Origin of the sequence: Curtobacterium sp. NPDC087082, from assembly GCF_044745045.1 — a bacterium.
Taxonomy (GTDB): Bacteria; Actinomycetota; Actinomycetes; order Actinomycetales; family Microbacteriaceae; genus Curtobacterium.
In genome coordinates, this window is the sequence record NZ_JBIUZN010000005.1 from 422,310 (window position 1) to 437,524 (window position 15,215).

Consider the following 15,215-nt stretch of genomic DNA (forward strand, 5'->3'; position numbering starts at 1 on the left):
CGTCACTGCCGCCCGACGGCGCAGCGCGATGGACTGTCGTCCATGACCGCCGCCCCCGACACCGCACCCACCGCGACAGCACGACCCGCGTCCCCACGCGTGGTGCACCGGACAGTCGTCCTCGCCATCGTCCTCGTCAGCTACTTCATGATCGTCCTCGACAACTCGATCATCTTCACCGGGCTGCCCGAGATCCAACGCGGGATGGACCTGTCGCCGACGGCGCTCTCGTGGGTGCAGAACGCGTACACGCTCGTCTTCGGCGGCCTGCTGCTGCTCGGTGCCCGGGCCGGCGACCTCCTCGGACGCCAGCGGGTGTTCGTCGTCGGGCTCGCGCTGTTCGGGCTCGCGTCGTTGCTCGTCGGGACGGCGCAGAACGAGGCGTGGATCATCGCCGCCCGAGCGTTCCAGGGCATCGGCGCGGCCGTCGTCGCGCCGTCGTCGCTGTCGCTCATCACCTCGACGTTCCCGGCGGGACCGGAGCGGACCCGAGCCGTCTCGCTCTACGGCACCACCGCCGGAGTGGGCGCGAGCCTGGGCATGGTGGTCGGGGGAGCGCTCGCCGGGTTGGTCTCGTGGCGTGCCGGGTTCTTCATCAACGTCCCGATCGCCGTGGTGATGATCGTCCTCGCCGTCCGGTACCTCCCGCAGGTCGCGCCGACGCGCGGACGCTTCGACCTGCTCGGCGCGATCACGTCCACCCTGGGCATGGGCGCACTCGTGTACGGCATCGTGAACGGCGGCGACCGCGGGTGGGGAGCGACGGCGACCCTCGTGCCGATCGTCGTCGGCGTGGTCGTCCTCGCGGTGTTCGTGCTCGATGAGTGGCGCGCGGTCCACCCGATCATGCCGCTCCGCCTCTTCGCCGACGCCGGCCGATCCGGTGCGGCGATCGCCCGACTGCTGTTCGCCGGGACCGGCATCGCGTTCTTCTTCTTCACGACGCAGTTCCTGCAGGGTGTGTACGGCTGGACCGCGCTCCAGGCAGGCGTCGCGTTCCTCCCGATGACGCTCCTGCAGTTCGCCGTCTCGCTGTTCGTCCCCCGCCTCACCCGCAGGTTCGGCAACGCGGTCCTGGTCGCGGTCGGGATCGCCGTCGTCCTCGTCGCGGTGCTCTGGCTCAGTCGGATCACGCCGGACGTCGGCTACCTCGCCGGGTTCGCCGGCCCGCTCGTGCTCTTCGGCATCGGGCAGGGACTCTGCTTCGGGCCGCTGACCGCAGCCGGGATCGCGGGCGCTCCGGCCGAGGACGCCGGCGCTGCCTCCGGCCTGGTCAACACGGCACACCAGCTGGGGTCCACGCTCGGCGTCGCGGTCCTCACCGCGGTCGGTGCCGGCGCAGCGAGTCTCTCCGGCCGGGTGTCGGACGCCTACACCGGCGGCTCGGTCATGCTCGCGATCGCACTCGTCGCGACGCTCGTGCTCGTGCTGCCGTCGGACCTCCGTGCGCGTCGTCGCGCGGGGAGCCGTCGCTGACCACGTCGGAGATCACGAGACCGGGTCGCCGGTCGGTGGCTCCTCCGACCGTGCGGGTGCACCGGGCAGCGCCCGCTCCGGTAGCCAGATCGTGAACGTCGACCCGGTACCGGCGCGACTGGTCAGCCGCAGACGGCCCTCGTGGCTCTCGACGATCTGTCGTGCGATCGACAGCCCGAGCCCGGTCCCCGTCGAACGATGCGTCTCGTCGGCACTCCGGAAGAACCGGTCGAACACGCGGGCACGTTCGTCCTCGGCGATGCCGGGTCCCTCGTCACGCACCGCGATCCAGGCCCAGCCGCGGTTGCTCCCGACGCCGATGGTGATGGTCGAACCGGTCGGCGCGAGCCGGACGGCGTTCGACAACAGGTTGCCGAGTGCCCGGGCGAGCGCATCCGGGTCGGCGAAGACGACGGGGCCACCGTTGATGCGCTCGTGCACGGAGAGGTCACGTCGGTCCGCCAGCACGCGGTACTCGGAGGCCACGGCCCGTGCGAGCTCGGCGACGTCGACGTCCCGGTCGGTGAACGCCTCGGAGCGTGCGCGCGCGGTGGCGAGGAGGTCCTCGAGCAGTCGGGTCATCCGGTGCGTCGACTGCAGCACCACCGTCGCAGCGGCGCGGCGTTCCTCCGGCGTCGCATCGTCGTCGGCGAGGACGGCCTCGACGTTCGACTGCACGACCGCCACCGGGTTGCGGAGCTCGTGCGAGACGTCCTCGACGAGCATCCGTTCCGCGCGGAACGCACTGTCGAGCCGATCGAGCATGCCGTCGATGGTGTCCGCGAGCGTGTGCAGTTCGTCCGGAGGGCCCGATGCGTCGATGCGTCGGGACAGGTCCGTCGCGGTGATCTCCTGCGTCGCCTTGGCGATGGCGTCCACCGGGCGGAGCGCTCGCCCCGCGACCCACCACCCGATCACGAGGCTCAGCGCGAACATCACGACCAGGGCGACGATCGAGTACGTCTGCAGCGACTGCAGCGACGCGTAGTTGACCGCCCGCTGCACCGTCTCGAGGTCGGCGACCTGGAACTGCTCGCCGGGCTTGTAGACGATCGTGCCGTCGGCGGTCTTGTAGAACTTCTTGATCGTCACCGGGTTGAGGGGCGCGGCGCTGACCGTGCTCGAGAGCGCGACGTAGACCGCGGCGAGTGCTGCGGCCGTGATGCCGAAGAGGACCGCGCTGTAGGTCAGGGTGAGCCGCATCCGGATGGTGCGCGCCCAGGTCGGGAGTCGGAGGAAGCGTCGGCCGCCGAACTCGCGACGCGCACGATCGAGCGCGGTCACGACGCTGAGCCGACCGCCGGCGACCCCAGGACCTCGTGCTCGACCGGAGGCGTGAGGTCGCGCAGCCGGTAGCCGCGGCCGACGACGGTCTCGATCGCCGGGTCTTCGTCGTCGACGGTGAGCTTCCGGCGGAGCGTCCCGACGGTGACCCGGACGGTCTGCGTGAACGGGTCGGCGTTCTCGTCCCAGACGTGCTCGAGGAGTTCCTCGGCGGGGACGACGTACCCGATCCGACCCAGCAGGTAGCGCAGGACGCCGAACTCCTTCAGCGTGAGCGCGAGTTCGCGGTCGCCGCGTCGGGCGAGTTGCCGGGCGGTGTCGAGGACGACGGGGCCGTCGACGAGCACCGACGACGCCGCCTCGCCGGCGCGGCGGGTGAGCGCACGCATCCGCGCCGTCAGCTCGACGAGCGCGAAGGGCTTGACCAGGTAGTCGTCGGCGCCGAGGTCGAGGCCTCGCACCCGGTCCCGGAGCTGTCCGCGGGCGGTGAGCATGAGGATGCGCGGGCCGACGTCGGTGACGTCGGCCGGGCCTCCGGGCTCGTGACCGGACGGGGAGGACGGACCGGCGACGAGCCGGCCGGAGCGGATGTCGTCGGCGAGGTCGAACCCGGTGCCGTCGGGCAGGTTGACGTCGAGCAGGACGATGTCGTACTCGGTCACCGCGAGCTTCTCGCGAGCGTCGGCCAGCCGCAGCGCGGTGTCGACGGCGTAGCCCTCCCGCTGGAGGGCGACACGGAGTGCACTGACCAGTCCGGCCTCGTCCTCCACCAGCAGCACCCGCATGGAGAGAACCTAACCGCGCGTGCTGCGTGGCAACAGGGACTGCCGGAACACCCTTTTCGGTCGGGTTTCGCTCCGGCTTCCCGTCGTTTTCGCCCCTCCGCGCTGGAGTGGGGACACCCGAACGACAGGAGGACACCCCATGACCGACGCAGCACATGCAGCACCGTTCCCGTCCGCAGCAGCCGTCCTCGAACGCGCGCTCTTCGAGGTGAAGCACGTCATCGTCGGACAGGACGCGATGGTCGAGCGCATGATGATCGGCCTGCTCGCCCGCGGCCACGTTCTGCTCGAGGGCGTGCCGGGTGTCGCGAAGACCCTGGCCGTCCGCACCCTCGCGACCGTCGTCGGTGGGGACTTCGTCCGCCTGCAGTTCACCCCGGACCTGATGCCGTCGGACATCGTCGGCACCCGGGTCTGGCGACCGTCCACCGAGACGTTCGACGTCGAACGGGGTCCCGTCTTCGCGAACCTGGTCCTCGCCGACGAGATCAACCGTGCCCCGGCGAAGGTGCAGTCGGCGCTCCTCGAGGCGATGGCGGAACAGCAGGTCTCGATCGGTGGGCAGACGCACCGGCTGCCCGATCCGTTCCTGGTGCTCGCGACGCAGAACCCGATCGAGAACGACGGCGTCTACCAGCTCCCGGAGGCGCAGCGCGACCGGTTCCTGCTCAAGGTCGACGTGGACCACGCCGACGAACTCGAGGAACTCACCATCGTGCAGCGGATGAGCGCCGTGCGGCCCGTCGCGCAGCAGATCCTGACGATCGACGAGGTCCGCCGGCTGCAGGTGGAGGCGGAGCAGGTCTTCGTGCACCACGCCGTCGCGCTGTACGCGGTGCAGCTGGTGATGGCCACGCGGCACCCGCACCGGTACGGGATCCACACGCTCGACGGCGTGCTCGAGTACGGCGTCAGCGCTCGTGGATCACTCGGACTCGTCGCCGCCGCGCGGGCGCTCGCACTCCTGCGCGGGCGCGACTACGTCCTCCCCGGCGACGTCGCGGACGTCGCCTCGGACGTCCTCGCGCACCGTCTCGTCCTCACCTTCGACGCCGTCGCCGACGGTGTCGACCCCCGGACCGCGGTCGACACCGTGCTGCAGGTCGTGCCGCAGCCCCGCGTCGCGACAGCCGGGGACCCGAACGCGGTCGCGGCGGGTGACGGAACGCAGTACCCCCCAGCTGCGCAGCCCCCCGCCGCGGCCGCTCCCGCCACCGACCGCGCGGCGGCGCGGTCCGACGACGGCGGCCGCCGATGACCGAGGAGCTCGCGTTCCGGCGCCTCGACCTCACCGTCCGACGGCGCATCGACGGTGCGTTCCAGGGCGACCACCCGGGCCTCACGGTCGGCACCGGCAGCGACGCCGAGGAACTCGTCCGGTACCAGCCGGGCCACGACGTCCGCCGGATCGACTGGAACGCCAGCGCCCGCGCCGGTGAGCCCTACGTCTGGCTCACCCGAGCCGAGCACGCGCTCGAGACCTGGGTCCTCGTCGACCGGACCCCCAGCATGGCCTTCGGCACCACGACCCGCGAGAAGGCCGACGTCGCCACCTGGGTCGCCGCGGCCGTCGGACTGCTCACGCGAGGCGGCGGCGACCGGGTCGGCGTCGGCCTCGTCGGACGGGACGGGGTCCGGTGGCAGGCTCCCGGCCCCGGACGGATCGCCGCGCGGCGGATGCTCCGCGCCCCGGACCACGACCGCGACGGCGTCTCCGCCACCGACCTCGCCGCGGCGCTCACCCGGCTCGCCGCACAGGCGCCCCGACGTGGCCTCCGCGTCGTCGTCTCCGACCTCCTCGACCCCACGGGGGAGCCGTCCGGGCCGTTCGGGTGGGAAGGACCGCTCCGGAAGCTCGCCGCCCGGCACGACGTCATCGTCGTCGAGACCGTCGACCCGAGGGAACTCGAACTCCCGGACGTCGGTGACGTGCTGCTCACCGATCCCGAATCCGGCGCCCAGCGCGAGGTCTCCACCTCCGATCGCCGCATCCGCGACGCGTACGCCGCAGGCGCCGCCGCGCACCGGGCGGCGACCGCGGCGGCCGTCCGCAGCGCCGGCGCCGACCACCTCGTGCTCCGCACCGACGACGACCTCGCCCGGGTCCTCACCCGCTTCGTCCACCGTCGGCACCGCACCCCCACCCGACCAGCCCGGAGGACCCGATGACCTTCACCACCCCGTGGTTGCTGCTCGCACTGATCCCGGTCGCCGCGCTCGCGATCGCGTACGTGCTCGTGCAACGCCGCCGCCAGCGCTACGCCGTCCGGTTCGCCACCCTGCCGATGCTCGACAAGCTCGTACCGAAGCGCCCTCGCTGGCGTCGGCACCTGCCCGCCGCGCTCGTCCTGCTCGGGCTGGGGAGCCTCGGCGTCGCCGCCGCGCAACCCCAGGTCGACATCCGCGTCCCCTACGAACGCGCGACCGTCATCGTCGCGATCGACACCTCGGGGTCGATGCAGGCCGACGACGTGCGACCGAACCGCCTCGAGGCAGCGAAGTCCGCCGCCGAGCAGTTCGTCGCCGAGATGCCCGAGACCTTCAACGTCGGCGCGATCAGCTTCGCCGGCGGTGCCGAGGTCATCGCACCGGCGACCGAGGACCACGAAGCGGTCCGCGACGCGATCGCCGCGATGGACGACGGAGGCGGTGGGACCGCGATCGGCGAAGCCGTGCTCGAGGCCGTCGACGAGGTCGACCGGATCAGTGCCGACGGAGCGGCCGCAGGACCGTCGCCGACACCGTCCGCCGGCGACGAGACCGAGCGCGTCCCCGCACGACTCGTGCTGCTCTCCGACGGTGCGAACACCGCCGGCCGGGACCCCTCCGCAGCAGCACAGGCCGCCCGCGAGGCCGGACTGCCGGTCTCCACCATCGCCTACGGCACCGCCGACGGTGTCGCCGACCTCTGGGGTGGACAGCAGTCGGTGCCCGTCGACGAGACCACGCTCCGGCAACTCGCCGACGACACCGACGGTCGGTTCTACCGCGCCGAGAGCACCGACGAGCTCCGGAACGTCTACCAGGACATCGGATCCTCCATCGGTTGGCACGTCGAACCCGTCGACATCACGCCGTACCTGGCGCTGCTCGGCCTGCTCCTCGCCGTCGTCGCCGGCGCGTTCTCCCTCCGCTGGTCCTCCCGCATCATCTGACCGACAAGGACAGGCCATGACCAACCAGCCAGACGGCATCGGACGGCCCCGCGGGCCGCAGACCTGGGTCGCCGGGTCACCCGACGTGCCACAGGACGGACGGGAGGCGCGCCGCACCCCCGCACCGCGCCTCCCGTCCGCCTTCCCCGCCATCCCGGAGCCGCAGCCGGCCCCCGCCGACGCGACCGGATCCGGCGAGCTGCGCCCGCGGCGACGGCGGCGGTCCGCCGGGATCCTCGTCGCCGCGATCGCGCTCGGCGGAGCCGCCGGGACCACCGGCGCCCTCCTCGTCGCCCCGGACGCGACCAGCGCGCCGACCGTGCTGCGACAGACGCAACAGGCGCCGTCCGCGACCTCGACGCAGGGCGATGCCGAGGCCGCTGCGCAGCGGATGCTCCGCAGCGTGGTCCAGGTGCGGACGACCTCAGGGTCGGGCTCGGGGTTCGTGATCGACGATGCCGGTCACGTCATGACGAACCACCACGTGGTCGACGGCGCCGAACGCGTGTCGCTCGTGCTGCCCGACGGCAGCGCGGTCCCCGGCCGGGTCCTCGGCGGCGACGAGGACAGCGACATCGCCGTCGTCGAAGCCCAGGGCCTCGCCGTCCCGGCGGTCGAGCTCGGCGTCAGTGACGACCTCCGCATCGGCCAGCAGGTCATCGCCGTCGGATCGCCGCTCGGACTCAACGGCACCGTCACGTCCGGCATCGTGAGCGCACTCGACCGCACCTCGCAACGGTCGACGCAGCCGCTCCTGCAGACCGACGCCTCCATCAACCCGGGCAACTCCGGCGGGCCACTCGTCGACCTCGACGGCCGCGTCATCGGCGTGAACAGCTCGATCGCGACCCTCGGGTACCGCTCCGGGAACATCGGCATCGGCTTCGCGATCCCGATCGACGACGCCGCGCGGATCGCGACGGAGATCATCAACGGGTGACCGCAGGCCAGCGAGTGACGGCGTCAGCGACCGTGCGGCGCCCCAGCCACCGGCACCCACCCGAGCGCCGGCCCGACCCGCTCCGCCATGTCCGTGATGATCTGCGCGTAGTCCTCCGCCTCGAACGAGAACGGCAGCGCGAAGGCGACCTCCGTGGCCACCTGGTACCCGGCGTCCGCGCGCAGCCGATCAGCGATCTCGGCCGACGTCCCGACCAGGTCGGCGGCGAAGAGCAGCTTCCCCGGCCCCATCGGCACCCCGACGCGACCCGCCCGACCCTCGACGTAGGCGCGGTACCGGGCCTCCTGCTCCGGTGTCGCCGTGTCGGTGGGGATCACGACGAGACCCTGCGAGACACGGGCGGTCGCCGGCGACGGGTGCGCCTCCAGGTACGCCTCGACCTGGGCGCGTTGGTTCGTCGCGAAGTCCGTGCCGATCTCGCTCCGCGTCACGCTCGAGGTGAGCAGGTGGAAGCCGTTCTGCGCCGCCCACACCGCTGACCGCGTGCTGCCCGTGCCGTACCAGAGCCGGTCGGCGAGGCCGGGGCTCTGCGGCTGGACGGTCGTGGCGAACTCCTCGATGCCGCGCTGCTCGGCGACCTCGACGACCGGGTCGCCCCGGACGAGGTCACGGAAGCGCAGGAGTCGGGCATCGCCGAAGTCCTCCTGCTCGGCGGTGTCCGGGTACAGCGCGTCCCGGTAGAGGTCGTAGTGCATCGGGGTGCCGGAGGAGAAACCGGGGTTGAGACGACCGCCGAGGAGCACGTCGACCGTCGCCAGGTCCTCGGCGAGCCGGAACGGGTTCTCGGCGCCGATCGGTGTGACGGCGGTCCCGAGCGCGATCCGGGAGGTCCGCTGCGAGGCGGCGGCCATCAGTGCGACGGGGGAGGAGATGCCGTGCTGCACGTGCCGGTGCCGCAACCACGCGCTGTCGAAGCCCAGGGCCTCGGCGCGCTCGATGACCCGGAGGGTCTCCTCGTGACCGAGTCGGGGCCGTGCCGGGTCGAACGACCCGATGGTGAGGAAGCCGAGGCGTTCGAGGGGACGTCCGTCGAGAGGCATGCGTCGATCGTGGCAGACGGACCGACGGAAGATCGTGGCAGACGGACCGACGCAAACCGGACTCCCAGGCGAACACGCATGTTCCGCCCCTAGTGTCGCGCCAAGCGCAAACGCGTGAACTCACTCGCATTGGTTGAAGGACCGATCCGTAACGGAAGGTCGGTCCTCATGACCACCACTCCGCTCGCGCCGGGTTACACCCGCACCCGTCCCGCCACCGGTCCCCGCAAGGGCACCTCGACCTACTCCGCGCTGCTGGCGCAGGTGAAGGACAACGGCCTCCTGCGCCGACGCACCGGTTTCTACTGGTCCCTGTTCGGCGCCCTCATCGGCACCCTCGCCCTCGCCTGGGTCGCGTTCGCGTTCCTCGGCGACTCGTGGTTCCAGCTCATCGTCGCCGGGGCCCTCGGCGTCCTCTTCACGCAGTTCGCGTTCCTCTCGCACGAGGCCGCGCACCGCCAGGTCTTCGCCTCGCAGAAGTGGAACGACCACGCCGGCCGCTGGCTCGGCACGTTCATGGTCGGCCTCAGCTACTCGTGGTGGATGAACAAGCACACCCGCCACCACGGCAACCCGAACACCGTCGGCAAGGACCCGGACATCGCGCCGGACGGCATCCGCTTCCTGCCGGAGGACGCCGCGTCCGTGAAGGGCCCGCTCATGACGACGTTCATGCGCTTCCAGGGCTGGCTGTTCTTCCCCCTCCTCACGCTCGAGGGCCTGAACCTGCACCGCTACGCCGTGATGAGCATCGTCACGGGCAACGGCACGAAGGCCGACGTGAAGCACCGCTGGCTCGAGGCCGGCCTGCTCGTCGCCCGCTTCGGCATCTACCTGACGATCGTGTTCTGGTTCCTGCCCTTCGGCATGGCCTGCGCGTTCCTCGGCGTCCAGCTCGCCGTCTTCGGTGTGATGATGGGCGCCTCGTTCGCCCCGAACCACAAGGGCATGCCGACCATCGCGCACGACGCCAAGGTCGACTTCTTCTCGCGCCAGGTCCGCACCTCCCGCAACATCCGCGGTGGCTGGTGGGTCTCGTTCCTCATGGGTGGCCTGAACTACCAGGTGGAGCACCACCTGTTCCCGTCGATGCCGCGTCCGGCGCTGAAGCAGGCCCGCCTGCTCGTCCGCGACCACTGCGACACGCTCGACGTGCCCTACACCGAGACCACCCTGCTGCGCTCGTACGGCATCGTCGTCCGGTACCTCAACCGGGTCGGGCTCGCCGCTCGTGACCCGTTCGCCTGCCCGATGGTCGCGCAACTGCGCATCCACTGAGAGGGGTGGCTCTGATGCCCACCGGAACCGTCAAGTGGTTCGACAACAACAAGGGGTTCGGCTTCATCACCCCGGACGACGGGTCGGACGACCTGTTCGCCCACTTCTCCAGCATCGTCGCGTCGACGGGCCTGCGCTCGCTCGAGGACACCGACCACGTCCGCTACGTGGTCGGCCCCGGCAAGAAGGGTCCGCAGGCCGACGAGATCTCCGTGATCCGCGGCTGACGTCACCAGGTGACGGACGGGAGGCGGGGGGGGCGCGGGGCCCCCGCCGCGGGGGCGGGGGGGGGGGGGGGGGGGGGGGGGGCGCCGGGGGGGGGGGGGGGGGGCCGGGGGGGGGCGGGGGGGGGGGGGGCCCGCGGGCACCGCGCCTCCCGTCTTTCCATGGCCGGGATCAGGGCGTCAGGACGATCCGTCCGAAGACCTCGCCGTCGTCCATGCGGCGGTGCGCTTCCGCCGCCTCCGCAAGCGGCAGCACCGCGTCGACGACCGGGGACAGGGTCCCCGCGGCGGCCGCGCGGAACAGCTCTGCCCGCGCCGACGCCAGGGCGTCCCGCGGCACGGAGTCGAGGCTGAAGGTCGCGACCGACCGCGACTGCTGGAAGCCGCGGAGTAGGTGCGCGCCGAAGTCCGCCGGCGGCATGCCGGCCACGGCGCCGACGAGGACCAGCCGACCGTTCGGTGCCAGACGGTCGATGAACGCGGGCATCGCGGGGCCGCCGACGACGTCGATGACCACGTCGTAGGACTCCGGCCCGTCGCCCGCGCCCTGCCGGTCGAGCACGTGGGTGGCGCCGAACCCGCGCAGCCGGTCGCCTCGCTCGGCCGAACCCGTCGTCACCGCGACCGCCGCGGCACCGGCCTGTGCGGCGAGCTCGACGGCGGCGATCCCGATGCTGCCGGCGGCTCCGCGCACCAGCGCCCGTTCGCCCGGAGCGAGGTGCGCGTGCGCCAGCGCGAACCGGGCGACCGGGGCGGCCGACCCCAGGGCGACGGCGTCCACGGCGTCGAACCCGTTCTCGAGCGGTGTGAGGTCCCCGGTCCCGGCGACGACACGCTCGGCGTACGCGCCCCCGACGCCGGTGAACGCCCAGACCCGGCGGCCGAGCCAGTCGACGTCCCGCTCGTCCCCGACGGCGACGACGCGCCCGGCGACCTCGCTGCCCGGGACGTACCCGGGCTCGAGTCCGGGGCGCGCGATCGTCCCGCGCCGGATGACGGCGTCCACGCCGCCGACGCCGATCGCCTCGACGTCGACGAGGACCTGGCCGGGCGCGGCGACGGGTTCGGGGAGCTCGGTGGGGACGAGGCCGTCGGGCGGACCGAAGGACTGGATGGTGACTGCGTGCATGCTCGCGACGCTAACGGACGCCCGCGTCCACTTGACTAAAGTGGGAGCGATGACCGACGAGACGTCTCACCTCCGATCCGACGCGCGCGAGAACCGCGACCGCGTGCTGCAGGCCGCCCGCGAGCTGTTCGGCGCGCGCGGCCTCGACGTGACGATGCGTGACGTGGCCCGGCACGCGGGGGTCGGGCCGGCGACGCTCTACCGGCGGTTCCCGACCCGGCAGGACCTCGTCGACGCCGCGTTCGAGGACGAGCTCGAGCTCTGCCGGAGCATCGTCCTCGAGGGTGCCGCGCACCCGGACCCCTGGCTGGGCCTGCGTTCCGTCGTCGAGCGGACCGTCGAGTTGAACGCCCGCAACCAGGGCTTCGTCGATGCGCTCGTCGCCGCGGGCCAGGTGTCCGACCGGCTCGCCCGGCACCGCGCCGAGCTCCTGCACGCGATGGCGGGCCTGGCGTTGCGAGCCAAGGCCGCGGGACGGTTGCGGCCGGACTTCGTCGTCGACGACCTGCTCCTCGTGCTGCTCGCGGCGCGGGGGCTGGGCGGGGACGACCCGGCCGAGCGACTCGGTGCCGCGCGGCGGTTCGCCGCGCTCGCACTCGACTCCTTCCGGGCGTCGGCCACGAACGAGCGGCTGCCCGAGCCCGCGCGCGTCGTGGGGGCCGTGCTCCGCGCCGCGGTCTGACCGTGCTGCCGTCCCGACCAGGTACGCCCGCGCGCCCGCGGCCTACTTGATCCCGGTCGAGGCGATGCCCTGCACGAACTGCCGCTGGAACGCCAGGAACACCACGAGCAGCGGCAGCACCGTGACGGTGGCGATCGCCATCACTGCACCCCACGGCGAACTGAACGCCGGGTTGTTCGTCAGCGTCGACAGCGCGACCGGCACGGTGAGGTTCTCGTTGCCCTGCAGCACGACGAGCGGCCAGAGGAAGTCGTTCCACCGGGTCATGAACCCGAGGATCACGAGCACCCCGACGAGGGGACCGCAGGTCGGCAGCACGACCCGGAAGAAGGTCTGGAACTCGCCGGCGCCGTCGAGCCGCGCGGCCTCCATCAGGGCGTCCGGCACCCCGAGCATGAACTGCCGGGCGATGAAGATCCCGACCACGTCGAACACCGTCGGCAGGATGACCGCCCAGGGGGAGTCGACGAGCCCGATCTTCGCGACGACGAGGAAGCTCGGCACGAGGGTGACCTGGATCGGGATCATGATCGTGACGAGGAACGCCGAGTAGAGCAGCCCCCGCCCGACGAACCGGAACTTCGCCAGGGCGTACCCGGCCATCAGCGAGACGACGACGCTCAGCGCGGTGCCGACACTGGTGATGAGCGCGGAGTTCCCGAGCCACCGCCAGACCGGCTGCGTGCTGAACACCTGCGTGTAGTTCTCGAAGGTGGGCCGGGTCGGGAAGAGCGAGAACGTGCCGCTCTGCGACTGGCCGCCAGGGGTGAGCGCGGAGACGACCATCCAGTACAGCGGGAAGACCATCAGGATCGCCAGCGCGGTGAGTCCGGCGACGAGCACCCAGCGGCCCGGGCGCGGCTTCCGCCGCGCGGCGGTCGGACGGGAGGCGCGGGTCGACCCCGCAACGGACAGTGCCATCAGATGGCCTCCTCAGCCTTCTTGTTGGCCCGCTGCCGGAGCAGCGTGAACACGAGCAGGATCGCGACGAGCACCAGCCCGAGCGCCGCGGCGTACCCCATCCGCGCGTCGATGAACGCGGACCGGAACACGTACTGGATGAGCACCGTGGTGGAGAAGCCGGGGCCGCCGCCGGTCATCACGTAGATGACGTCGAACGCCTGCAGCGAGAACACCACGTTGAGGATGAGCAGGATCGACGTCGTCGGTCGCAGGAGCGGCCACGTGATCGTCCGGAACCGCACCCACCGCGAGGCGCCGTCGATCGCGGCTGCCTCCTTGAGCTCGGCGGGCACGGACTGCAGCGCGCCGAGGTAGATCACCATGCAGAACCCGATCCGGGTCCACACGACGACGATCACCAGGGTCGCCATCGCCCAGCCGGGCGCGGTCAGCCAGGGCACGCGGCCGAGACCGAGCGCCTCGAGCAGGTTGTTCACGACGCCGTAGTCACCGTTGAAGATCCACGACATGATGACGCCGACCACGACGCCGGCGGCGACCATCGGCACGAAGAAGAGCGCACGGAACACCGAACGCCCGGGCAGCGGTCGGTTCAGCGCCACCGCCAGGGCGAGGCCGATCGCCATCGCGGTCGGGACGGTCCCGATCGTGAAGACGAGCGTGTTCCGCAGCGCCGTCCCGATCAACGGGTCGGAGCCCATGTCGACGAAGTTCTTCCCGCCGACCCAGGTGCCGTCGCCGAGCGAGGTGCTCGAGTCCTGGAAGCTCAGGGCGATCGCGGTCACGATCGGGATGAGCGAGAAGCCGAGGAACAGCAGCGCCGCGGGGCCGACGAACACCCAGGGGACGAACCGGCCCTGGCGTCGTCGTGCGGCACCACCGACGGGGAGCCCACCGGTCGGCGGGGCGGTCGACGCCGTGGTCCGGACCGGCGCGGTCTCAGTTCGCAGTGACACTGCGCATCGCCTCCATCATCTGGCTCGAGGCCTCCTTCGGGCTGAGCTGCCCGAGCAGGCACAGGTCGAGGTAGTCGGCGAACACCGCGTTGAGCGACGAGAAGTACTGCCCGCTCTCGGCCTTCACCATCGACAGCGGGATGGTCGACCCCTGGTCGATGAACCGCTGCATGGTGTCCGAGTTCGCGGCGTACCCGATGGCCGCCGCGTCGAGGGACTCGCGGGCCGGCAGCCAGTTGCCGTCGTGGCAGAACTGCTGCATCTTCGGCCGCGAGGTGATCATCGCGACGAGCTCGGCCGCGAGCTCGGGGTGCTTGCTCGACTTCGTGACGGCGAGGGCGTTGCCGCCGAGGTCACTCGCCTCACCGACGTTCCGGATCATCGGCGCCGTGCCCCAGTTGTCCCGCATGTCGGTGTCGAGCTGCACGATCGACTCCGGGTTGTTGAGCATCATGCCGATCTGCCCGGTCAGGAACAGGTTGCGGGAGACGTCCCCGCCGCCGCTCTTCGACAGGTTGCCGGTGGTGGCGAGGCCGTCGGCGTACCACTTGCGTCCGAACGCCAGGGCGTCGATCGCCTCGGGGGTGTCCATCGAGGGGGTGGCACCGTCCTCGCCGAGGAACGCACCCCCGTTCTGGTAGACGAACGGCAGCCACCGGTAGGCGGTCTCCGGCGCGGACCAGCCGTACCCGAACGCGTACTTGCCGGTGACCTGCTTGACCTCCTTCGCGACGTCGAGGAACTCGTCCCACGTCCACGCGTCCGCGAGGCTCTCCGGCGGGGTGACCCCGATCCGGTCCATGACCTCGCGGTTGTAGTAGGTGATGAAGTTGTCGGTGTGCTGGAAGACGCCGTACACACCGTCGTCCCGGGCACCGATCGCCCAGAACGGCGTGCTGTAGTCCTGCTGGTAGTCCTTCGGGATCGAGCCGGAGATGTCGACGAGGCTGCCGTTCGCGGCGTACCGGCCGATCTGCTGCGGGGTGATCCGGATGACGTCGGGCGCGAGGTCCGCGGCGAGCCGGGTGATGAACCACTGGTGGAACTGGCCCGTGGTGACCTCGACGGCGACGCTGGTGCCGGGGTGCGCCGCGACGAACTCGTCGGCGATCTGCTGGTAGCTCGTGATGTCGGACGGGATGTTCCAGGTCGACAGGCGGATGTGCTTCGTGCCGCCGTGGGCAGCGGTGCCCTGGCCGGCGCAGGCGGCGAGAGCGCCGGCCATCGAGATGCCGGCCAGCGCGAGGAACCCGCGTCGGGCCAGCTGGGTGGGTGGTCGGGTCGGCATGGTCCTCTCCTTCGAGGTCGTGGTGCCGTGGTG

At 71.7% G+C, this 15,215-nt stretch carries 15 protein-coding genes; 8 read left to right on the forward strand and 7 right to left on the reverse strand.

Features of this window, described 5'->3' with window-relative positions; genetic code table 11:
- Positions 1-102: 102 nt before the first annotated feature.
- A complete protein-coding gene (locus tag ACIPEP_RS15590) occupies positions 103-1,476 on the forward strand; it encodes an MFS transporter (RefSeq protein ID WP_402717764.1) in 1,374 nt (457 codons plus the stop codon).
- 12 nt (positions 1,477-1,488) lie between these two features.
- Here ACIPEP_RS15590 and ACIPEP_RS15595 read toward each other — a convergent pair whose 3' ends face one another.
- Both ACIPEP_RS15595 and ACIPEP_RS15600 read right to left on the reverse strand, forming a co-directional pair.
- A complete protein-coding gene (locus tag ACIPEP_RS15595; RefSeq protein WP_402717765.1) occupies positions 1,489-2,760 on the reverse strand; it encodes a sensor histidine kinase in 1,272 nt (423 codons plus the stop codon).
- Positions 2,757-3,545, reverse strand: coding sequence for a response regulator transcription factor (locus tag ACIPEP_RS15600; RefSeq protein ID WP_402717766.1), 789 nt, complete (start codon positions 3,543-3,545; stop codon positions 2,757-2,759). Before ACIPEP_RS15600 ends, ACIPEP_RS15595 begins: the two co-directional genes overlap by 4 nt.
- A 139-nt stretch (positions 3,546-3,684) precedes the next feature.
- Here ACIPEP_RS15600 and ACIPEP_RS15605 point away from each other — a divergent pair, with 139 nt between their 5' ends.
- From ACIPEP_RS15605 to ACIPEP_RS15620, 4 genes are read left to right on the forward strand one after another with little or no spacing between them, the layout of a single operon-like run.
- Positions 3,685-4,803, forward strand: a complete 1,119-nt coding sequence (locus ACIPEP_RS15605) for an AAA family ATPase (RefSeq protein WP_402717767.1) — start codon at positions 3,685-3,687, stop codon at positions 4,801-4,803.
- Entirely contained in the window at positions 4,800-5,714 is a 915-nt protein-coding gene (locus tag ACIPEP_RS15610) for a DUF58 domain-containing protein (RefSeq protein ID WP_402717768.1), read from the forward strand. The genes ACIPEP_RS15605 and ACIPEP_RS15610 overlap by 4 nt, the downstream gene beginning before the upstream one ends.
- Positions 5,711-6,700: a VWA domain-containing protein gene (locus ACIPEP_RS15615; RefSeq protein WP_402717769.1), complete on the forward strand. Its 990-nt coding sequence runs from the start codon at positions 5,711-5,713 to the stop codon at positions 6,698-6,700. The genes ACIPEP_RS15610 and ACIPEP_RS15615 overlap by 4 nt, the downstream gene beginning before the upstream one ends.
- A 16-nt stretch (positions 6,701-6,716) precedes the next feature.
- Positions 6,717-7,640 carry a S1C family serine protease gene (locus ACIPEP_RS15620; protein ID WP_402717770.1) on the forward strand — a complete coding sequence of 308 codons (924 nt, stop codon included), beginning with the start codon at positions 6,717-6,719 and terminating at the stop codon, positions 7,638-7,640.
- A gap of 23 nt (positions 7,641-7,663) precedes the next feature.
- Here ACIPEP_RS15620 and ACIPEP_RS15625 read toward each other — a convergent pair whose 3' ends face one another.
- Positions 7,664-8,701 carry an LLM class flavin-dependent oxidoreductase gene (locus ACIPEP_RS15625; RefSeq protein ID WP_402717771.1) on the reverse strand — a complete coding sequence of 346 codons (1,038 nt, stop codon included), beginning with the start codon at positions 8,699-8,701 and terminating at the stop codon, positions 7,664-7,666.
- A gap of 168 nt (positions 8,702-8,869) precedes the next feature.
- Between ACIPEP_RS15625 and ACIPEP_RS15630 the strand changes: the two genes are divergently transcribed.
- Together ACIPEP_RS15630 and ACIPEP_RS15635 are read left to right on the forward strand one after the other, a co-directional pair.
- Positions 8,870-9,979, forward strand: coding sequence for a fatty acid desaturase family protein (locus ACIPEP_RS15630; protein WP_402717772.1), 1,110 nt, complete (start codon positions 8,870-8,872; stop codon positions 9,977-9,979).
- 14 nt (positions 9,980-9,993) lie between these two features.
- Positions 9,994-10,206, forward strand: coding sequence for a cold-shock protein (locus ACIPEP_RS15635; RefSeq protein WP_070419121.1), 213 nt, complete (start codon positions 9,994-9,996; stop codon positions 10,204-10,206).
- Between the two features lie 169 nt (positions 10,207-10,375).
- On the opposite strand, the gene ACIPEP_RS15640 is transcribed toward ACIPEP_RS15635, so the two are convergent.
- Entirely contained in the window at positions 10,376-11,332 is a 957-nt protein-coding gene (locus ACIPEP_RS15640; protein ID WP_402717773.1) for a zinc-binding dehydrogenase, read from the reverse strand.
- 49 nt (positions 11,333-11,381) lie between these two features.
- Between ACIPEP_RS15640 and ACIPEP_RS15645 the strand changes: the two genes are divergently transcribed.
- Positions 11,382-12,014 carry a TetR/AcrR family transcriptional regulator gene (locus ACIPEP_RS15645; RefSeq protein WP_402717774.1) on the forward strand — a complete coding sequence of 211 codons (633 nt, stop codon included), beginning with the start codon at positions 11,382-11,384 and terminating at the stop codon, positions 12,012-12,014.
- Between the two features lie 42 nt (positions 12,015-12,056).
- On the opposite strand, the gene ACIPEP_RS15650 is transcribed toward ACIPEP_RS15645, so the two are convergent.
- Genes ACIPEP_RS15650 through ACIPEP_RS15660 form a run of 3 tightly spaced genes read right to left on the reverse strand, consistent with a single transcriptional unit; the run spans position 12,057 to position 15,182 of the window.
- The gene (locus ACIPEP_RS15650; protein ID WP_258027681.1) at positions 12,057-12,935 is read right to left on the reverse strand and encodes a carbohydrate ABC transporter permease; all 879 of its coding nucleotides are present in this window, start codon (positions 12,933-12,935) and stop codon (positions 12,057-12,059) included.
- Positions 12,935-13,894 carry a carbohydrate ABC transporter permease gene (locus ACIPEP_RS15655; RefSeq protein WP_070416479.1) on the reverse strand — a complete coding sequence of 320 codons (960 nt, stop codon included), beginning with the start codon at positions 13,892-13,894 and terminating at the stop codon, positions 12,935-12,937. The genes ACIPEP_RS15650 and ACIPEP_RS15655 overlap by 1 nt, the downstream gene beginning before the upstream one ends.
- Complete coding sequence (locus tag ACIPEP_RS15660) at positions 13,878-15,182, reverse strand: ABC transporter substrate-binding protein (RefSeq protein ID WP_402717775.1); 1,305 nt, start codon at positions 15,180-15,182, stop codon at positions 13,878-13,880. Before ACIPEP_RS15660 ends, ACIPEP_RS15655 begins: the two co-directional genes overlap by 17 nt.
- Positions 15,183-15,215: the final 33 nt, after the last annotated feature.